This is a genomic window from Streptococcus cristatus ATCC 51100 (genome assembly GCF_011612585.1).
Taxonomy (GTDB): domain Bacteria; phylum Bacillota; class Bacilli; order Lactobacillales; family Streptococcaceae; genus Streptococcus; species Streptococcus cristatus_H.
Map to the genome: position 1 here is coordinate 1,027,548 of NZ_CP050133.1, position 19,596 is coordinate 1,047,143.

Genomic DNA, 19,596 nt, shown 5'->3' on the forward strand with positions numbered 1-19,596 from the left:
TGAGGAGTTAAATGAAATTTAAGAAAACATTACTAACGGCAGGAGCTTTTCTAGCTACACTCTTTACCGTATCCACAGCAACTGCTGATACGAATGTCCAAAAAGTCATTGACGAAACCTATGTTCAGCCTGAGTATGTCTTGGGCTATTCCTTGGATGACAGCCAAAAAGAACAAACGCTTCAGCTCTTAGGCTACAATGCATCGAGTGATTCTAAACCTCTGAAGACAATGACACCTGATGTCTATTCAAAAATTATGAATGTGGCAAATGATCCTAGTTTACAGCTATATTCTTCTGTTAAAATCAAGAAGTTGGGCAACAAGAAGCCGCTTCAAGTTAAGATTGTCACGCCGCAAAACATCACCAAGGTTACAGAGGATATGTATCGCAATGCGGCAGTCACCTTGGGCGTACAGCATGCAGAAATCACAGTAGCAGCACCGATCCCTGTAACTGGAGAAAGCGCCCTGGCTGGTATCTATTACTCGCTGGAGGAAAATGGAGCAAGCGTTCCCCAGGAAAATAAAGATCTGGCTCAGGAAGAATTATCCGCACTTTCAAATATCAACGCTGAGAACCAGGGCAAGGAAGGTTACGATGCTGATAAATTGAATGTGGCCCTGACAGATATTAAAACAGCTGTTGCCAATGCTAAAAAGAATAACAGCAACTTGACAGAAGCTGATGTCCGTAAAATCGTTGAAGAAACACTGAAAAACTACGGTCTCAGCAGTTCCGTTACAGCTGATCAAATCAATCTGATTATTAACTTTGCGCTTAATCTTTCAAATAGCGGGGTCATCACAAACTCTGATTTCACAAAGACGCTCACCGACTTGAAAAACAGTATTGTTTCAAAGGCCGGTGACACATTCAATAATATCAATCTTAACTTTGACGCAAACGGACTTCTTGAAGATGGCGGCAATTTCTTTAGCAATATCTGGAATGCAATCGTTAATTTCTTTAAGGGGTTACTAGGTCAATAAGACTATCTTTAAAATATAACTAAAAAACCAGCTAGAATCTAGCTGGTTTTTGCATATTTGTTATTCCCACTCCACAGTTGCAGGTGGTTTGCTTGTAATATCGTAGACGATACGGTTAACATGGTCAACTTCATTGACGATACGAACAGAGATTTTTTGCAGAACATCCCAAGGTATCTTGGCAAAGTCAGCTGTCATACCATCGATAGAAGTGATAGCACGAATGGCAATTGTGTAGTCGTAAGTCCTACCGTCGCCCATAACACCTACTGAGCGAACGCCAGTGTTGACAGTGAAGTATTGCCATATGTCGCGGTCAAGACCAGCCTTGGCGATTTCTTCTCGGAGAATAGCGTCTGATTCGCGGACGGTTTCCAATTTCTCCTCTGTAATTTCACCCATGACACGGATAGCAAGACCAGGACCTGGGAATGGTTGGCGCCAGACAATTTCATCCGGCATACCAAGCTCGGTACCCAAGGCACGAACTTCATCCTTATAGAGCGTGTTCAGTGGTTCAATCAGCTCAAACTGCATATCTTCTGGCAGACCGCCAACATTATGGTGAGATTTGATCGTTTGAGCAGTGTCAGTACCAGATTCGATAACGTCTGTATAAAGTGTACCTTGAGCCAAGAATTTCACATCTTTCAGTTTGCTGGCTTCATCGTCAAAGACGTAGACAAACTCGTTTCCGATGATTTTACGTTTTTGCTCTGGATCTGATACACCAGCAAGTTTGTCAAGGAAACGTTTAGCAGCATCTGCCTTGACGATATTCAAACCAAATTTTCCGCCCAGCATATCCATGACCTGATCTGCTTCGCCTTTACGCAAAAGACCGTGATCTACAAAGATACAGATCAATTGATCGCCGATAGCTTTCTGCAAGAGGACACCTACAACAGAAGAGTCAACACCACCTGACAGGCCGAGCAGGACACGTTTTTCGCCGACTGTTTCACGAATTTTTTGAATCTGCATATCAATGAAATTATCCATAGACCAGTCGCCCTTAGCGCCACAGATATTGAGAGCAAAATTGCGCAAAATATCGTAACCGTACTCAGAATGACGAACCTCAGGATGGAACTGGATTCCGTAGATTTTCTTGTCAGGATTTTCAATAGATGCAAAAGGACAGTCTGCAGATATACCAGTACGGACAAAATCTGCAGGAATCTCTGTTACCGCATCACCGTGGCTCATCAGGACAAGCTGCTCATCTGGTGTGCCTTCAAAAAGAAGAGAAGTAGCACGAGTCAGCTTGGATTGACCATATTCACGATTGCCGGCATCACCTGCTGGCAATACTTTCCCGCCTAATTTATGAGTCAAAAGCTGCATACCGTAGCAAATCCCCAAAATTGGAATCCCCAACTCAAAAATCTCTGGGTCAATATCAAATGAACCTTCTTCATAAACCGAGTTAGGCCCACCTGAAAGGATAATACCAACAGGACGGATAGCACGGACTTCATCCGCTGTGATCTTGTGGCTCTTGAGTTCAGAAAATACACCAATTTCACGGATACGACGCGAAATCAGCTGGTTGTACTGGCTGCCGTAATCAAGCACGATGATTTTTTCAACATCTTGCAATTCAGTTGTAGTTGTCATCTTTTCCCTTTCTTAAAAGAAGTAATCTTTTTCCCTCATTCTATCACAAAAATCGAATTTTTCCAAGGTAATGGGACCAGCTGCAAGTAAAATAACTGAGAAATTAAAACATCTGTTCTAAAAAAATGATAATCAAATAGGATTTCCCTACATTGATTGATATTTAGTTTGACTTTTAAACTAATTGATAATACAATAAATGTATAAAAAAGCTGCTTAAAATCAGAAAAGAGGGCCATGGATGTTACCTGCTTATGTGAAAATACATGATCAAATAAAAAAAGATATTGACGAGGGTATTTGGGAGATTGGCGAGCGATTGCCAAGCGAACGTGATCTTGCTGAAACTTTCGAGGTCAGCAGAATGACCCTACGCCAAGCTATTACGCTTCTGGTGGAGGAAGGGGTGCTAGAGCGGCGAGTCGGTAGCGGGACTTATGTCGCAAGCACACGCGTGCAGGAAAAAATGCGCGGAACAACTAGTTTTACAGAAATTATGAAGTCTCAAGGGAAAATACCGTCCAGCCAGCTGATTTCCTACCGTCGGACGCTGCCTAGCGAGCGAGAAGTCGAGAAGTTGGGCATCCATAAGACAGAGAACATCATCCGCATGGAACGGGTTCGCTACGCTGACGATATCCCTGTAGTCTATGAGGTCGCCTCGATTCCAGAGAAATTTATAAAAAATTTCAAAAAAGAAGAAGTGACCAGCCATTTCTTTCAAACCCTGCAAGAGCACGGCTATAAAATTGGCAAGTCCCAACAGACCATTTACGCCCGTTTGGCCAAGGAAAAAATTGCAAAATACTTGGGAATCCCCCGTGGTCATGCCATTTTAGGCTTGACACAAGTTTCTTATTTTGATGATGGAACGGCCTTTGAATATGTAAAAAGCCAATATGTCGGCGAACGCTTTGAATTTTATTTAGAAAACAAATAATTACATAATTTAAATTATGTTGCTCAAAAACTGTCAATCGGCAGTTTTTTATAATTCTCTATTTTCAAACCTACCGAAAGAGTGGAGTTTAAATGGATTATTTGGTATAATATTCTTTATGGAAATTGAAAAAACAAATCGAATGAACGCTCTGTTTGAGTTTTATGCGGCTTTGCTGACCGACAAGCAGATGAACTATATTGAGCTTTACTATGCGGACGACTACAGCCTTGCTGAGATTGCCGAGGAGTTTAACGTGAGTCGCCAAGCTGTCTATGACAATATCAAGCGGACGGAGAAAATTCTGGAAGACTACGAAATGAAACTGCACATGTACTCTGACTATATCGTTCGAAGTCAGATTTTTGATCAGATTATGGAGAAATATCCTGATGATCCCTATTTACAGGAGCAACTTGCGGTTTTGTCCAGCATTGATAACCGAGAATAAAACGGATAGAAAACAGTCCATTTCCATCATTTGATAATTAAGAGGAGAAACATTTATGGCTTTTGAAAATTTGACTGAACGCTTACAGAACGTCTTTAAAAACCTACGCAGAAAGGGCAAAATTTCTGAGAGTGATATCCAGGAAGCGACCAAGGAGATCCGCCTTGCTCTCTTGGAAGCTGACGTTGCCCTGCCTGTTGTTAAAGACTTTATTAAAAAGATTCGTGAGCGAGCTATTGGACACGAAGTTATTGACACGCTCAATCCAGCTCAACAAATCATCAAAATCGTAGATGAAGAGCTGACAGCCATTCTAGGCTCTGATACTGCCGAGATTATCAAGTCCCCAAAGATTCCGACTGTTATCATGATGGTCGGTTTGCAAGGGGCTGGTAAAACTACCTTTGCAGGTAAATTGGCCAATAAACTCAAGAAAGAAGAAAATGCTCGTCCTTTGATGATTGCGGCGGATATTTACCGTCCAGCGGCTATTGATCAGCTGAAAACACTGGGCCAACAGATTGATGTGCCAGTCTTTGCCTTGGGGACAGAAATTCCAGCAGTAGAGATTGTCCGTCAAGGTTTGGAGCAAGCCAAGGCTAATCACAATGACTATGTCTTGATTGATACGGCTGGTCGCCTACAAATTGACGAAAAGCTCATGCAAGAGCTAGCTGATGTCAAGGCTTTAGCACAGCCAAATGAAATTCTGCTGGTGGTCGATACCATGATTGGTCAGGAAGCAGCAAATGTAGCCCGTGAATTTAACAATCAGCTGGAAGTAACTGGGGTTATCCTGACCAAAATTGATGGAGATACTCGTGGTGGTGCGGCACTGTCCGTCCGTCAGATTACCGGCAAACCAATCAAGTTTACTGGTACTGGTGAAAAGATTACCGATATCGAGACCTTCCACCCAGACCGTATGTCTGGCCGTATCCTCGGTATGGGGGATATGCTGACCCTGATTGAAAAGGCCGCTCAAGAGTACGATGAGAAGAAATCTCTTGAAATGGCTGAAAAGATGCGGGAAAACACCTTTGATTTCAATGATTTCATCGACCAGTTGGACCAAGTGCAGAACATGGGGCCTATGGAAGAATTGCTCAAGATGCTGCCAGGTATGGCCAATAATCCTGCTCTTAAAAACATCAAAGTAGATGAAAAAGAAATTGCCCGTAAACGTGCCATCGTATCTTCTATGACGCCAGCTGAGCGGGAAAATCCAGATCTGCTTAACCCAAGTCGTCGCCGTCGGATTGCAGCTGGTTCTGGTAATAGCTTTGTCGAAGTAAATAAGTTTATCAAGGACTTTAACCAAGCCAAACAGATGATGCAGGGCGTCCTATCCGGAGATATGAACAAAATGATGAAACAGATGGGGCTCAATCCTAACAATCTGCCTAAAAATATGCCGGGGGGCACGCCTGATATGTCAGCTTTAGAAGGCATGATGGGCCAAGGCGGTATGCCTGATTTATCTGCCCTAGGTGGAGCAGGTATGCCAGATATGAGTCAACTTTTTGGCGGTGTCCTCAAAGGGAAAGCTGGAGAATTCCTCATGCGCCGCAGCATGAATAAAATGGCCAAGCAAATGAAGAAAAACAAGAAAAAACGGAAGTAATTGTAAATAAGTTACATAATTTATTTTATGTAACTTGTTTTGTACATTTAGGAAAAAGAAATGAAAAAGTTTATTAAGTATCTAATTCGGCTTTATAACGACATACAAGCGAAGCTCACTTCCCATCCTATCAGCCATCTTCCCTTGAGCAAAGTTGATATTCAGCCAATCATCATGATTCCGGGCAGTTCAGCAACAGAGAATCGTTTTAACAAAATGGTTAGAAAGCTCAATCACGGCCAGCATCCTCACCATAGTCTCATTCGTATCAAAGTCTGGAATGACGGCCACATGACTTATCGTGGGCATTTGAAGCGAAAGGACAGAACCCCCATTTTTGTGATTGGTTTTCAGAATAATTGCGATGGTTACAAAAATATCAAGAAGCAGGCTGCTATGTTCAACGCTGCCATAACTGTTTTACGAGAGAAATATGCTTTTACAAGCTTTAAAGGGTTGGGGCATTCTAATGGAGGTCTAATTTATACAGTATTCCTGCAGCAATACCTAGCAAACCATTCTGGATTGGAGATGGAAAAGCTCCTGACTATTGGCAGTCCTTATAATCTGAACAAGAAAAATCTTAATCGTCGAGTCCCAATGTTAGATGACTTTGTAGCCAATCAGGAAAAACTGCCTAAGAAGCTGCAGCATCTATCGATTTTAGGAATATTTTTCCGGGATGGTGACGGAATTGTCCATAGAAGCAGTGTAGAAGCAGGGCGCCTGATTTACAAAGGCAAAATTGCTTCATACAGAGAGGCTATCATCGCAGGAAAGGATGCTCATCATTCATCTCTGCCGCAAAATGATCAAGCCATTGATTTAATCAGGGAGTTTTTATTCTAATAATTATATTACATAATTTTATTTTGGTAAAAAATTTAGAAAGACAATAAAACAATGAAAATGACAGACATTCTTCATAGGTATTATGGTAACTTTGATATGATAAATGAAAAATGGAATGAAGACTATGAAAGCATTTTGATTAAGCCAAAGGATGATCAAGAATATAAAAGATGCCGTTTGGCAAAGAAAACACCTAAAAAAGAAGGCTACTTTACAGTCTTTTGGAAAAAAGACCAAGACAATAAGAACATTCCATATACTGATAAAGACTTAGGTGATGAACTGGTAATTGTCGTTATCGACGACCGTCATTGCGGTATATTTATCATTCCCAAAGAGGTGGCTATTAGTAAAAAAATTCTTTCTACAAAGGATTGCAAAGGAAAAATGGCTATGCGGTTTTATCCGTCCTGGTGCACAAATTTAAATAAAACAGCTCAGACAACACAAAAATGGCAACTGGATTATTTTCAAAAAATTAAATTAGAAGAATAAGTTTAAGGTAAAACAAGACAGAGTTTAATTTCTCAATTTTGTCTTGTTTTTATATTATCTGTTTTGTAGTAAAGTTAACTTGTTTACTTCCCTCTATCATCTTTCCGAAAAACTATAATTTTCTTGAAAAATATATCTAGATATGCTATACTACTGTTATAGAAAAAACGGAGAAATGTGATGAGACGTGAACTGTTATTAGAAAGAATTGATAAACTCAAGGCCACCATGCCCTGGTACATTCTGGAATATTACCAGTCTAAGTTGGCAGTGCCTTATAGTTTTACAACCTTATACGAATATCTCAAAGAATATGATCGATTTTTTAACTGGGTGCTAGAATCTGGCATAACAAATGCTTCGCATATTGCTGAGATTCCTCTCTCGGTCTTGGAAAACATGAGCAAGAAAGACATGGAGGCCTTCATTCTGTATCTGCGCGAGCGACCGCTTCTAAATGCTAATACAACTCAAAACGGTGTTTCTCAGACAACCATTAACCGGACTCTTTCGGCTTTGTCCAGCCTCTACAAATATTTAACCGAGGAAGTTGAAAACGAGCAGGGTGAGCCCTACTTCTATCGAAATGTGATGAAAAAGGTTGCTACTAAGAAGAAAAAGGAAACTCTGGCTGCTCGTGCAGAGAATATTAAGCAGAAGCTCTTTTTAGGGGATGAGACGGAAGAATTCCTCCAGTATATTGATACGGAGTACCCTAAGAAGCTCTCTAATCGTGCCCTATCTTCTTTTAACAAGAACAAAGAACGAGATTTAGCCATCATTGCCTTGCTGTTAGCCTCTGGTGTTCGTCTGTCTGAAGCTGTCAATCTGGACCTGAAAGACATCAATCTCAAAATGATGGTCATTGAAGTGACAAGGAAAGGTGGAAAAAGAGACTCTGTCAATGTTGCTGCCTTTGCCAAGTCCTATTTAGAAGAGTATTTAAGTATTCGGAGCAAGCGATACAAGGCCGAAAAGACTAATACAGCCTTCTTTTTGACTGAATACCGCGGCACTCCTAATCGAATCGATGCTTCCAGTGTCGAAAAAATGGTGGCCAAGTATTCTGAGGACTTCAAGGTGCGAGTGACACCTCACAAACTCCGTCACACGCTTGCTACACGTTTATACGATGCAACCAAATCTCAAGTTCTCGTCAGTCACCAGCTGGGACATGCTAGTACACAAGTTACTGACCTCTACACCCATATTGTCAATGATGAGCAAAAGAATGCTCTGGATAAGCTCTAGTTTACAGAACTAAAATTATGACACATACAACAGGAAATGCTCTAGGATTTTTTTCATAGAGCATTTTTACTTAACTTAAATAGTATTTAACCGAATCACTTCATCGGCCTTTTCCCAAATCGCTGGGTTATGCGTCGCAAGAATCATCAAACGGTCGGGCTTTTTCAATGATAACAGTAAGTTCATAATTTCTTGTGAAGTTTCGGGATCGAGTGCTGCAGTCAATTCATCTGCCAAAATCAAGGTAGGATCCTTGAGGATGACTTTGGCCAAGGCGATACGTTGCGCTTCTCCGCCTGATAATTCATAGACTTTTTGACCGAGTGTGAGATAATCCAATCCCACCTTTTCTAAGACTTCTGCTTCTCGCTGCTTCTTCTCTTGTTTAGTCAATTTTTGACCAATCAACCCAAGTTCTAAATTGGCAGCTACGGTCTCGTTTTCAAGAAGACCGAAGTTTTGAAAGAGATAGCCTAATTCATTCTTGAAAAAGTGATGAGGTTTGATTTGCTTAAGCTCTTGCCCTCGATAGCTGATACTTCCCTTATCATAAGGTTCTAGTTTGGCTAGAATATTGAGTAGGGTTGTCTTGCCACAACCACTATTTCCGATTAGCGCATAGACCTTTCCTGCTTCAAATTGCAGATTGATATCCTGAAAGACAGTCCGTTCTCCAAATGATTTTGCCAGGTGTTCTATTTTGATCATATTAGGCTCCTTTCAGAATAATGGGTAAGAAATGCTCCTCTTTATGCGAGCGGTAAAGGAGAATCAGCCATGCATTGGTCGCAAATAATAAGAGCGTGACGAGAGCGATCCACCATTCCTGTGTGAGAAAGAAAATCAGTACACTACCTAATAGCAGCATGGTAATCTCCGATACGAGCATACTTTGGTGAATTTTCAAGAAGTCCATACCCGCAATCTTCTTCAGAAAGATCGGTTTTCTAAACTCTTCAAAATAGAGGAAATTCATGGTGTTAAAGAGTAGAATGGAGGTCGCCATTCCGAAGATACCGCCAGCAATGGCCATTAGGTTCTCTAATTGAATGGATTGCATCATCTGCTGATAGACAGCCGCTGCATAGTCGTATTGACTCACGTTTTTTTCAAGCCCATGCTCAGCTACTAGCTTCTTGCTTTTTTCAAGTCCATCAAAATACAGATAAGAATTGAGTTGAGAGAAATAAGGATTGTCGTAGCCACCAAAGCTTTTAGGTCGAACAACAACCAAAATCGGATCGGTCAAGAATTGCTGATAATTCACAGGTGTATTGTTGTAAATAAATCGTTTTTGGTTGTTAGGAAGATAGGTCACCCGTGCTTTCATAGGCAACTGACTCTTTCCTTGTTCATCATTAGGAGTCAGATAATCTTCATAGCGTTTTTTCAACTCCTCTTCTTGCCCTTTCAACTTTTCAGGGAGCAAGAGTCCAAATTCTCCAGCTTGCAAGTGATTCAAGCGCTCTTTTTCCTCAGGGGAAACTGAGATCCGTTGGATATCAAGGTAATTTGGAGTGACATACAGGGTATTGGCAAGAGGATCGTAATCTGTGATTGAAAAATTTCTACCTGTTCTGGGATCATTCATGAAGCCTTTTGAATTAAAAGATACGAGCTGATGATAGACCAAGAGACCACCTTTTTTGATGCCAGACTCGATGAGCTTAGACCATTTTGCTCTGTTCTCAATTTGCGTCTCTTTGTTTGTATTCTGTGAAAAATCCTCCCGATTTACACCAATTTGAACCCAATTCGTCTCTTTAGACCAAGCCACTTTCCCCTCTTGGTAAGTCTGCCAGACAGAACCATAGATACTGACCCGATGGATAGCAAGGCCAATGAGAGCAACAGCGAGAAATTGACAGGTAAAGAGAAAAACTAAAATCCTTTTTACTGGAATTTTCCCTTTTAAAAGGCTAACCAAGTGCACCGTCTGGATGCTGAAAGCAAATATAAAGGACAGGAGAGCAGATACGATGAGCAAGAGCGTATTATAAATGATACTACTTGAAATAATGAAGGAATAGGCAAAGGGGGTTAATTGTAAGCAATAAATCAAAATGGATCCTAAGGCACTGGCTCCAATACATCCTAAAAGCAGCTCTCTGCTGTCTTCCATGAGAGAACGTCCAAAGAGTTGGTACCGTCTCATCCCTGCAATATAACGAATCCCTGCACTCCTCAATTCAAGTGTTTTTTGAATAATGGCCAATGAGCAAAAACTGATCATAAAAATAACTAAAGACAAGGATTGGGAACCGGATCCAAAAAATGCCATAAAATTCTGCAAGGAATTAGGCTTATTCATGAAAGTATTTGAGAAACCAAGTTCGTGTAGTTTTTGATCCAGCTTTTCAAGTGGTAACTTCCCTGATAGGATATAGTAATTGGTAAGTAAGCTTTTCTTGGAAGCAAGTTCTTTACCCGCTTTTTTGATGCCCTTTGGCATCTCTCCCTTTCCGTAGAGATCGTAGGAGAACTTGACCTGACCTTGCGAATCCGTTTGTTGAATCTGACGAGCGATTAAACTATTATTTTCCTTTGCTAACTGATCTAAGTTGGACGAAAGCTCCTCATAGGTGACGTTCTTTTCTTGTTTGAGACCTCCTACCACAGGGAGACTTCGGTGGATGACCGTATTTGGTGAAATAAAGGCAATCCAAAGAAGAAAGCTGGTGACAAAAAGATTAGAAAAGATAATAAAGACTCGTTTCATAAGATCACACTTTCTAAAGAGAGATACTTCAAGTTTTTCAAACGACTTTATCCATCTATATAATACCATAAAAATAATATATTAGAAACTATTTATATGTAAAACTGAGTTCAAAAAAGAGATCCGCAAAAGCGAATCTCTTATAGTTTTATCCTACTACTGCTTCAGCGATTTCTTCACGGCTGATACCAGCAAAGTAGCGTGTAATATCAATAGTTTCTAGAGCCTTAAGGACATCTTCGCGTTCGTATTTCACTCCACGAAGGACATCTTCTACCGCTGCGACGTCTTCAATACCAAAGAAGTCACCATAAATCTTGATGTCTTGGATTTTTGATTCAATGACATTAGCGAAGACTTCAACCTTACCGCTAGGGAATTTTGTCCCACGACGGACGTTAAATTCAGGTGATTTACCGTAGTTCCAGTCCCAAGTTCCAAACTTGGTATCCTTGATGCGGTTGATTTCAGCCAATTCTTCTTCTGAGAAGACGTATTCAGTCATCTCTGGATATTCTTTTTTCATGTATTCCAATAGCAAATCACGGAATTCTTCAACTGTGATTTTTTCTGGTAATTCATCGATAATATTGGTTACACGGGCACGGACAGATTTCACACCTTTTGACTCAAATTTATCTTTTGAAACCTTGAGGGCATTGGCTAAGACCGACAAATCAACGTCAAAGAGCAAGCAACCGTGGTGCATGATACGCCCATTGATATAGGCTTGGGCATTTCCGCAGAATTTCTTGCCATCAATCTCAAGGTCGTTACGGCCTGTGAACTCAGCTTTAACACCAAGTTGAGCCAAGGTATTGATCACTGGAGTTGAGAAGCTCTTAAAGTCAAAGGCCTTGTTTTCATCTTCTTTTGAGATGATCGTGTAGTTAAGGTTGTTTAAATCGTGGTAAACAGCTCCACCACCACTGATACGGCGGACTACTTCAATGCCATGTTCTCGAACATAATCGCGGTTAATTTCCTCAATAGTATTTTGATGACGCCCGACAATGATAGATGGTTTATTAATCCAAAGAAGGAAGATTTGGTCCTCATCCAAAAGGTGTTTAAAGGCATATTCTTCCAAGGCAATATTAAAGGCAGTGTCGTTTGAATGATTGATAATATATTTCATGATATCCCTTTATACGATAGAGACTGGAAAATACCTTTCCAGTCTAATCTATCCTTAATTATTTTTTCTTAGGTGAATGGATGGCCATTCCTAGTACATCCGCAAATGCTTCGTACATCACTTCAGAGTAGGTTGGGTGTCCGTGGATAGTCTTCAGCATTTCTTCAACAGTGATTTCCATTTCGATAATGCTTGACGCTTCGTTGATCAATTCTGCAGCTGAAGGACCAATGATGTGAACACCAAGGATTTCTCCATATTTCTTATCGGCGATAACTTTTACGAAACCTTGAGCCGCATCTGATGCAATGGCACGGCCGTTAGCAGCAAAGTTGAATTTTCCGATGGCGACATCGTATTTTTCACGGGCTTGTTCTTCTGTCAAACCTACTGCTGCTACTTCAGGAAGAGTGTAGATGGCTGCAGGAGTCAAGTTCAATTTAGCAACAGCATGGTTTCCTTTGAGGGCATTTTCAGCAGCAACTTCACCCATGCGGAAGGCTGCATGAGCCAGCATCTTAGTACCATTGATATCACCTGGTGCGTAAATACCTGGAACAGAAGTTTCCATGTACTCATTGACCTTGATACGGCCGCGATCCAATTCGAACTCGACCTCACCAATACCTTCTAAGTCTGGTACACGTCCGATAGAAAGAAGGGCCTTATCTGCTAGAATATCTTCTTTTCCTTCAACCTTGATACGGAGTTTTCCGTTTTCTTCGATGATTTCTTCCAACTTGGTTTCAGTTAGAATTGTCATGCCCTTGCGCTCCAAGATGAGACGAAGGTTTTTAGAAACTTCTGCATCCATAGCTGGGACGATACGGTCCATCATTTCAATGACAGTGACTTTTGAGCCAAATGTCATGAAGGCTTGACCAAGCTCAATACCGACAACGCCACCACCGATAATAACCAGATTTTCTGGCACTTCGTTCATTTCAAGAATATCGTCACTGGTCATCACAAGTGAAGATTCCATACCAGGAACGTTGATCTTGCTGACTTTTGAACCACCGGCAAGGATAATTTTCTTGGTTTCAAGCAATTCAGAACCATTAACCAAGACATTCTTATCTTTAGTAATAGTACCAATTCCCTTATGAACAGTAACTCCGTAGCTACGAAGGAGACCAGCAACACCACCTACCAAGGTATTGACAACCTTAGACTTGGTTTCAAGGAGTTTGTCCATATCTACAGTGAAGTTTGGATTTTCGATGACGATACCACGGTTTGCTGCATGACCGATATTTTCGATGATTTCAGCGTTATGAAGGTAGGTCTTGGTTGGGATACAGCCACGGTTCAAGCAGGTTCCACCAAGTTCAGATTTCTCAACAAGGGCAACTTTACCACCAAGTTGGGCAGCTTTAATGGCTGCCACATAACCAGCAGGACCTCCACCAATCACAACGATATCAAAGGCATCATCGCTCTTGCCGTCGTCGTTTGAAGCACTAGCTGCAGGTGCAGGTTTTGATTCTGGCGCTGCCGCTCCAGCTGTTGGGATGTTTTCCCCTTCTTCACCAAGGTAACCGATAACTTCAGTAACTGGAACAGTTTCACCATCTCCTTTGAGGATGGCAATCAAGTAGCCGTCTTCTTCGGCTTCCAATTCCATGCTGACTTTGTCAGTCATGATTTCCAAAAGGATTTCTCCTTCTTTTACAAATTCTCCGACTTTTTTATTCCATTGGACGATTTGTCCTTCTGTCATATCCACGCCGGCTTTTGGCATAATTACTTCTAAGGCCATGTCTTACTTCCTTTATCTATATCTCTAAAAATAAATACTGTATTATTTAAACCAACATTGAGATTGGGTTCTCAATTAAGGCTTTCAAGTCTTTCATAAACTTAGCACCAGCCATACCATCTACGACACGGTGGTCAATAGTTAACCCTAGGCTCATGATAGGGCGAATGACAATCTCACCATTGACAACTACAGGTTTCTCTACTGTTGAGCTAACCCCGAGGATTGCTGAGTTTGGTTGGTTAATGATAGGACCAAAGGACTGAACACCAAACATTCCTAAGTTACTGATTGTGAAAGTTGAATTTTGGAGCTCACTTGGAGACAATTTGCCATCCAAGGTCCGTCCAATCACATCTTTAAATGCAACTACTAACTCCGAAAGACTTAATTTCTCAGCATTGTAAACAACAGGTGTCATCAAGCCATTATCCATTCCCACAGCCATAGCAAGGTTGACATAATTGTGAGTGATAATGGTCTTGCCGTCTTCGGTCAATGAAGCGTTGATGTATGGGTGCTTCATCAGTGTCTTAACAACAGCGAGAGAAAGCAAGTCAGTAACCGTAATTTTCTTACCAGTTGCTTCCATGATTGGCTCAAGAACCTTCTTACGAAGCGCCAACATTTCTGACATATCGACATCGTAGTTGAGCGTGAAGGTCGGCGCAGTTAGGTAGGATTCAACCATACGTTGGGCGATAACCTTACGCATTGGTGTCATTGGAATACGCTCAATCTCACCATAAGGAGTGATATTGTCTGGAACTTCTTCCACTTTTTCGATCTGGGCAGGAGACTTGATGGTATCGTTTTCGATATTTTCAGGAAGCAAGGCCAAAACGTCCTTCTTCATAATCTTACCACGATGACCTGTTCCTTGGATTTCCTGCCAAGCAATGTTATGTTCGAGGGCAATTCGTTTTGCAAGTGGCGAAATGCGAACCACGTTTGTGTCTTTATAAGTTTCCACGTCTTCTTTGTGGACACGACCGTTTGCACCTGAGCCAGAAACGTCGTAGAGGTTGATCCCTAAATCATCCGCTAACTTTCTAGCCGCAGGAGTCGCTCTTAGCTTATCATCAGCCATGACCTCTCCAATTCTATACTAAGATATTAAGGACGAAGAAGGCAAGGAAAAAATAGGAGATTGACGATGTGTTCGATGAACACAAGGAAATCTATCTTTTTTTCGCAGACCTCCGTCCGAATTCAATTACATGATACAAAGGGCATTAAAAGCGACTGAAAAATAGAAAATCGACACTGGCTTCGATGAAACCAAGGTAAATTATCTTTTTTCTGAGCTTTTAGCCCACACTAAATATAAATATTAAAAGTACTTATTAGGACCTCTACACAAGATTAGATTAGATTAGATTAGATTACATAAAATAATCTATGTAATCTAATCCATGAGAAAGCCTTTTCTTTATTATACCTTATTCTTTATGATATGTCTTCCGAATAGCGTCTTTGATGCTTTCAACAGTCGGAATCATCGCGTTTTCCAAGTTTTGTGCATAAGGCATTGGCACATCTTCACCTGCACAACGGCGGATTGGTGCATCTAGATAGTCAAATGCTTCAGATTCAGCAATAATCGCTGAAATTTCACCAATAAAACCGCTAGTTTTGTGGGCATCATTTACCAGAACAACCTTACCAGTCTTCTTAACAGAATTGATGATAATATCCTTATCAAGCGGCACCAATGTACGTGGGTCAACGACTTCTACAGAGATACCTTCTTCTGCCAATTCTTCAGCTGACTGCATGACACGGCGCAGCATTTTTCCGTAGGTAACAACTGTTACATCAGTACCTTCTTTTTTGATTTCGCCAACGCCAAGCGGAATAACATACTCAGGATCGACTGGCACTTCCCCTTTTTGGTTAAATTCAGACTTGTACTCAAGAATGATGACTGGGTTGTTATCACGGATAGAAGACTTGAGCAGTCCTTTCATATCCGCAGGTGTACCTGGTGCCACAACCTTAAGTCCAGGGATATGCGTAAACCAAGACTCTAGAGATTGCGAGTGCTGGGCTGCGGAACCCACTCCATTACCAGCCGCACAACGAATGGTCATCGGAACTTGCCCTTTACCACCAAACATATAACGTGTTTTAGCCGCTTGGTTGACGATATTATCCATAGCAATTACAGCGAAGTCCATGAAGGTCATATCAACAATCGGGCGAAGTCCTGTCATGGCTGCTCCTGCTGCTGCTCCAGAAATCGCCGCTTCTGAAATCGGACAGTCACGTACACGCTCAGGACCAAACTCTTCCAGCATACCAACAGATGTTCCGAAATCTCCACCGAAAACTCCGACATCCTCTCCCATCAAGAGTACATTTTCATCGCGACGCATTTCCTCAGACATAGCGAGGATAATGGTGTCACGAAATGACATAGTTTTAGTTTCCATTTTCTTTTTTTCTCCTCTCTTTAGTCTGCGTAAATATCTTCAAAAGCAGATTCAAGCGGTGGGAATGGGCTTTCTTCTGCAAACTTTACAGACGCCTCTACTGCTTCTTTGACACTAGCTTGAATAGCTTCTAGCTCCTCCTCGCTTGCAATGTCATTTTCTAGCAAGTAGTTGCGAAGATTTTCAATGGGATCTTTTTTCTTCCATTCGTCTACTTCTTCACGAGTGCGGTATTTACCCGGATCAGAAGATGAATGTCCTAACCAACGATAGGTTACACTTTCGATCAAGACTGGTCCTTTACCACTACGAACGTGCTCGACAGCCTTTTGGAAGCCTTCGTAGACATCCAGAACATTATTTCCATCTTCGATGAACATGCCTGGGATTCCATAGGCTGCGCTGCGCTCGTGGATGTGTTCCACATTGGTCATTTTCTTGATATCCGCAGAGATTCCATAACCGTTGTTAATGCAGTAGAAAATAACCGGAAGGTTCCAGATAGAAGCCATGTTTACTGCTTCGTGGAAAACACCTTCGTTGGTCGCACCGTCACCAAAGAAGCAGACAACAATCTTGCCTGTCTTCTGCATTTGCTGAGTAAGAGCCGCACCAACAGCGATTCCCATACCGCCACCTACGATACCATTGGCACCAAGGTTTCCAGCATCCAGATCGGCAATATGCATAGAGCCGCCTTTCCCTTTACAAGTACCATTGTACTTACCAAGGATCTCAGCCATCATACCATTTAGGTCAATACCTTTGGCAATGGCTTGACCATGTCCACGGTGATTAGAAGTGATTAAATCATCCGGATTTAAAGCTAACATTGCACCAACATTGGCCGCTTCCTCACCCACTGAAAAGTGAGTCATGCCTGGAACTTTCCCTTTTTTTACAAGTTGTGCAATTTTTAAGTCCATACGACGGATTTCTTCCATCTTACGAAACATCTCTAATAAGAGAGATTTATCTAAGGTTGCCATTTCTTTGCCTTTCTAAAACCCCATTCAATCGAGTGTACGGGCAGCTGCAACTATTTAAGTTGAACTAGGACACCATGAATATCCCAAGCGCTCTAGCTGTCCTATCATTCCGAATGATACAGGGTATAAGCATTATTTATTTCCCTTCTATTCTAACGAATATTGTAAGCACTGTCAAAGTTTTTGCTCAAATTTTTTCACAAAGAAAAATCAGCATATCCCATAGATACGCTGATTGATAAAACAAAAATAAATATTTCACAAACTATTATGTTTAATTTTTTTGAATGGTTCAATAGATTCAAAACTAGATTTTCATTCTATTTCCGCAACGCTATTATATATGCTGACTGGATGTTCACCGCTATAAGGAAGCTATTTACTATAAAAGATCACTCTGCTTTCTTTCCAAAGTCAGTGATCATCTCTTCCATCTGCTCCCGACTTGGAGTGGTCAGCATGTAGAGGTAGTCTCCTTGCAACTCTGCAAAGGCCGCTGGCATGTCTTTTTTGACTTTAAAGTTATCTTGATATTTCTCTAACAACTCCGCCTCTGAATAGGCATAATGCGAGCTTGCGCGACGAGACGTTGCCAAGCAGAATAACGGCTCCATGTCTGATTCAGGGAAAGGCTCACCCGCAACAATATTCGCGTATCCACGATAGAGATCGATTGAGTGAGCGTAATTATAAACATCGATGGTAAAACCACCTGCTGGACGATTATTGTATTCGATAGCTATGTAATCATAGTCTTTGCGGAAAAATTCGATATGGAAAAAGCGCTCTTTCATGCCAAATGCTTGGACGATGGCCTCGCCATAAGCACGAAGTTTTGGATCCATCTCCTTGAGGACATAGTAAGAATTATCCATTTTATAAAGCATGAGGTCTAGCGGTGTGTAGGCGTAATCAAAAGTTGTTGAAAAGACAATATTTCCTTCGGAATCAATCAGGCCATCAAACGTACAGATCTCGCTAGAAGTCACAAATTTTTCAAAGAAATAGACAGTCTCCTGATCCCATTCTTCTTTAAAATGCTCGACATCCGCAGCTGTCTCAATCTTAAACGTGGCTGCAGCCCCTACCCCGTTGTCTGGTTTAGCAATCAGAGGAAGGCCGATTTTTTTGACAGCCTGATCTACATCCGATAGTTTTTTGACAACCTGACCTGGAACGACTGGCACACCAGCTTTCTGGAAGAGTTTCTTCATTTCAGACTTGAATTTTGTCTTTTTCAGGTCATCCGGCTTAGCTCCAAAAACGTTAAATTGTTCCCGCAACTGGGCATCTTGCTCCAGCCAGTATTCATTATGAGATTCGATGCGGTCGATCGGTCCATGTTTGTAGAAAAGGAAGGCTACCGCACGTTTCACTTCATCCAGATTTTCCAAATTGTCAACACGGAAATACTCTATCAAAGCGTTCTGAAGGCCTGGGCCTAACTGCTCATAGGGCTCCTGTCCGATACCAAGCACTGTAATGCCCTTGTTAGCCAGCTCAATCGTAAACTGCTGGAAATTTTCTGGATAATAAGGTGAAATAACAATATAATTCATAGTAAGACTTCCTTTCCACTTAACATTTTAGAGATTTAACTGGCTCAAGAAATAAGGCATCTGCTTGCGCCACCAAATCCAATCATGAGACACATCGTGACCCCATTCAGCAAACCAGGCTGGGATATTTTTGTGTTCGCAAGCTTCTTTCAGTGTGTAGAAGGAAGGCAGGCCATCCTGCTCCCAGTCGCCCAAACCGGTACAAACAATAATATCAGCTTGTCGATAGCGGTCAATAAACCAACCATCATTTTGGTTCCAGATATAGTCAGCTGGCGAGTTTTGATAAATGACTTCGTCGTTCAAGTTGTCACCGACAAAGAAACGTGCATCATAGACACCACTGAGGGCAATCACTTTATTGAAAACATCTGGATGCTGGAGGAAGAAATTGACGGCATGATAAGCGCCCATAGAGCAGCCTGTCGTCATCATTGGATCAAACCAGCCTGTCTTGTGTTTGATAAAAGGAATCGCCTCTTCAATAACATAACGCTCATAAGCACGGTGCATCTCAGCGCGGTCATGAGGATGTTTCCAGTCCGCTAGCCAGCTTTCACTATCCACGCTGCTCAAGGTGAAAAATTGAACCTTCCCTGTCTCGATGAACCAAGAGCAGGCCTCAATCATGCCAAAATCAGCATATTCATTGTGAGAACCACCTGACGAGGCAAATACTACCACTGGAACGCCAGCATGACCGTAACGATTGATATACATTTCACGGTTCAAATGACCGCTCCAATGACTTAAAAATTCTACATGCATT

Annotated in this window: 17 protein-coding genes; 7 read left to right on the forward strand and 10 right to left on the reverse strand. The window is 41.5% G+C overall.

Annotation, left to right across the window (positions count from 1 at the left end; translation table 11 throughout):
• Window positions 1-11 precede the first annotated feature (11 nt).
• Window positions 12-992, forward strand: a complete 981-nt coding sequence (locus tag HBA50_RS05060; RefSeq protein WP_045497338.1) for a DUF1002 domain-containing protein — start codon at window positions 12-14, stop codon at window positions 990-992.
• 60 nt (window positions 993-1,052) lie between these two features.
• On the opposite strand, the gene guaA is transcribed toward HBA50_RS05060, so the two are convergent.
• The gene (gene guaA, locus HBA50_RS05065) at window positions 1,053-2,612 is read right to left on the reverse strand and encodes a glutamine-hydrolyzing GMP synthase (protein WP_045497341.1); all 1,560 of its coding nucleotides are present in this window, start codon (window positions 2,610-2,612) and stop codon (window positions 1,053-1,055) included.
• A gap of 241 nt (window positions 2,613-2,853) precedes the next feature.
• Between guaA and HBA50_RS05070 the strand changes: the two genes are divergently transcribed.
• From HBA50_RS05070 to xerS, 6 genes are all read left to right on the forward strand, one after another.
• Window positions 2,854-3,552 (forward strand): GntR family transcriptional regulator, encoded by a 699-nt coding sequence (locus HBA50_RS05070; RefSeq protein ID WP_045497347.1) that lies wholly within the window; start codon window positions 2,854-2,856, stop codon window positions 3,550-3,552.
• 118 nt (window positions 3,553-3,670) lie between these two features.
• On the forward strand, window positions 3,671-4,003 hold the full coding sequence (locus tag HBA50_RS05075; RefSeq protein WP_005590307.1) for a putative DNA-binding protein: 333 nt from the start codon (window positions 3,671-3,673) through the stop codon (window positions 4,001-4,003).
• Between the two features lie 55 nt (window positions 4,004-4,058).
• Window positions 4,059-5,627, forward strand: coding sequence for a signal recognition particle protein (gene ffh, locus HBA50_RS05080; RefSeq protein ID WP_045497350.1), 1,569 nt, complete (start codon window positions 4,059-4,061; stop codon window positions 5,625-5,627).
• 60 nt (window positions 5,628-5,687) lie between these two features.
• Window positions 5,688-6,476, forward strand: a complete 789-nt coding sequence (locus HBA50_RS05085) for an alpha/beta hydrolase (RefSeq protein ID WP_045497353.1) — start codon at window positions 5,688-5,690, stop codon at window positions 6,474-6,476.
• Window positions 6,477-6,530: 54 nt separating this feature from the next.
• Window positions 6,531-6,974, forward strand: a complete 444-nt coding sequence (locus tag HBA50_RS05090) for a MepB family protein (protein ID WP_045497355.1) — start codon at window positions 6,531-6,533, stop codon at window positions 6,972-6,974.
• A gap of 180 nt (window positions 6,975-7,154) precedes the next feature.
• Entirely contained in the window at window positions 7,155-8,225 is a 1,071-nt protein-coding gene (xerS, locus tag HBA50_RS05095) for a tyrosine recombinase XerS (RefSeq protein WP_045497357.1), read from the forward strand.
• A gap of 75 nt (window positions 8,226-8,300) precedes the next feature.
• On the opposite strand, the gene HBA50_RS05100 is transcribed toward xerS, so the two are convergent.
• The 9 genes from HBA50_RS05100 to HBA50_RS05140 form a co-directional block, all read right to left on the reverse strand.
• The gene (locus tag HBA50_RS05100) at window positions 8,301-8,933 is read right to left on the reverse strand and encodes an ABC transporter ATP-binding protein (RefSeq protein ID WP_045497359.1); all 633 of its coding nucleotides are present in this window, start codon (window positions 8,931-8,933) and stop codon (window positions 8,301-8,303) included.
• A 1-nt stretch (window position 8,934) separates the two neighbouring features.
• Window positions 8,935-10,944, reverse strand: a complete 2,010-nt coding sequence (locus tag HBA50_RS05105) for a DUF1430 domain-containing protein (RefSeq protein ID WP_045497362.1) — start codon at window positions 10,942-10,944, stop codon at window positions 8,935-8,937.
• Window positions 10,945-11,092: 148 nt separating this feature from the next.
• Entirely contained in the window at window positions 11,093-12,082 is a 990-nt protein-coding gene (lplA, locus tag HBA50_RS05110; protein WP_045497365.1) for a lipoate--protein ligase, read from the reverse strand.
• A gap of 58 nt (window positions 12,083-12,140) precedes the next feature.
• Window positions 12,141-13,844 (reverse strand): dihydrolipoyl dehydrogenase, encoded by a 1,704-nt coding sequence (gene lpdA, locus HBA50_RS05115; protein ID WP_045497368.1) that lies wholly within the window; start codon window positions 13,842-13,844, stop codon window positions 12,141-12,143.
• A 46-nt stretch (window positions 13,845-13,890) separates the two neighbouring features.
• Window positions 13,891-14,934, reverse strand: coding sequence for a dihydrolipoamide acetyltransferase (locus HBA50_RS05120; RefSeq protein WP_045497371.1), 1,044 nt, complete (start codon window positions 14,932-14,934; stop codon window positions 13,891-13,893).
• A 352-nt stretch (window positions 14,935-15,286) separates the two neighbouring features.
• The gene (locus tag HBA50_RS05125) at window positions 15,287-16,279 is read right to left on the reverse strand and encodes an alpha-ketoacid dehydrogenase subunit beta (RefSeq protein WP_005590327.1); all 993 of its coding nucleotides are present in this window, start codon (window positions 16,277-16,279) and stop codon (window positions 15,287-15,289) included.
• Between the two features lie 20 nt (window positions 16,280-16,299).
• Window positions 16,300-17,268 (reverse strand): thiamine pyrophosphate-dependent dehydrogenase E1 component subunit alpha, encoded by a 969-nt coding sequence (locus HBA50_RS05130; RefSeq protein ID WP_045497374.1) that lies wholly within the window; start codon window positions 17,266-17,268, stop codon window positions 16,300-16,302.
• Window positions 17,269-17,660: 392 nt separating this feature from the next.
• On the reverse strand, window positions 17,661-18,827 hold the full coding sequence (locus HBA50_RS05135) for an ATP-grasp domain-containing protein (RefSeq protein ID WP_045497376.1): 1,167 nt from the start codon (window positions 18,825-18,827) through the stop codon (window positions 17,661-17,663).
• Window positions 18,828-18,854: 27 nt separating this feature from the next.
• The gene (locus HBA50_RS05140) at window positions 18,855-19,595 is read right to left on the reverse strand and encodes an esterase family protein (protein ID WP_045497377.1); all 741 of its coding nucleotides are present in this window, start codon (window positions 19,593-19,595) and stop codon (window positions 18,855-18,857) included.
• Between the last annotated feature and the right edge of the window lies 1 nt (window position 19,596).

What these genes read in the sequence shown, in the direction of transcription:
- HBA50_RS05075 (WP_005590307.1), top strand. Translation starts at nt 3,671, where the DNA reads ATGGAAATTGAAAAAACAAATCGAATGAACGCTCTGTTTGAGTTTTAT.
- HBA50_RS05090 (WP_045497355.1), top strand. Translation starts at nt 6,531, where the DNA reads ATGAAAATGACAGACATTCTTCATAGGTATTATGGTAACTTTGATATG.
- ffh (WP_045497350.1), top strand. Translation starts at nt 4,059, where the DNA reads ATGGCTTTTGAAAATTTGACTGAACGCTTACAGAACGTCTTTAAAAAC.
- HBA50_RS05135 (WP_045497376.1), bottom strand. Translation starts at nt 18,827, where the DNA reads ATGAATTATATTGTTATTTCACCTTATTATCCAGAAAATTTCCAGCAG.
- HBA50_RS05120 (WP_045497371.1), bottom strand. Translation starts at nt 14,934, where the DNA reads ATGGCTGATGATAAGCTAAGAGCGACTCCTGCGGCTAGAAAGTTAGCG.
- HBA50_RS05130 (WP_045497374.1), bottom strand. Translation starts at nt 17,268, where the DNA reads ATGGCAACCTTAGATAAATCTCTCTTATTAGAGATGTTTCGTAAGATG.
- HBA50_RS05070 (WP_045497347.1), top strand. Translation starts at nt 2,854, where the DNA reads ATGTTACCTGCTTATGTGAAAATACATGATCAAATAAAAAAAGATATT.
- HBA50_RS05100 (WP_045497359.1), bottom strand. Translation starts at nt 8,933, where the DNA reads ATGATCAAAATAGAACACCTGGCAAAATCATTTGGAGAACGGACTGTC.
- HBA50_RS05105 (WP_045497362.1), bottom strand. Translation starts at nt 10,944, where the DNA reads ATGAAACGAGTCTTTATTATCTTTTCTAATCTTTTTGTCACCAGCTTT.
- HBA50_RS05060 (WP_045497338.1), top strand. Translation starts at nt 12, where the DNA reads ATGAAATTTAAGAAAACATTACTAACGGCAGGAGCTTTTCTAGCTACA.
- HBA50_RS05125 (WP_005590327.1), bottom strand. Translation starts at nt 16,279, where the DNA reads ATGGAAACTAAAACTATGTCATTTCGTGACACCATTATCCTCGCTATG.
- HBA50_RS05140 (WP_045497377.1), bottom strand. Translation starts at nt 19,595, where the DNA reads ATGCATGTAGAATTTTTAAGTCATTGGAGCGGTCATTTGAACCGTGAA.
- HBA50_RS05085 (WP_045497353.1), top strand. Translation starts at nt 5,688, where the DNA reads ATGAAAAAGTTTATTAAGTATCTAATTCGGCTTTATAACGACATACAA.
- xerS (WP_045497357.1), top strand. Translation starts at nt 7,155, where the DNA reads ATGAGACGTGAACTGTTATTAGAAAGAATTGATAAACTCAAGGCCACC.
- lpdA (WP_045497368.1), bottom strand. Translation starts at nt 13,844, where the DNA reads ATGGCCTTAGAAGTAATTATGCCAAAAGCCGGCGTGGATATGACAGAA.
- guaA (WP_045497341.1), bottom strand. Translation starts at nt 2,612, where the DNA reads ATGACAACTACAACTGAATTGCAAGATGTTGAAAAAATCATCGTGCTT.
- lplA (WP_045497365.1), bottom strand. Translation starts at nt 12,082, where the DNA reads ATGAAATATATTATCAATCATTCAAACGACACTGCCTTTAATATTGCC.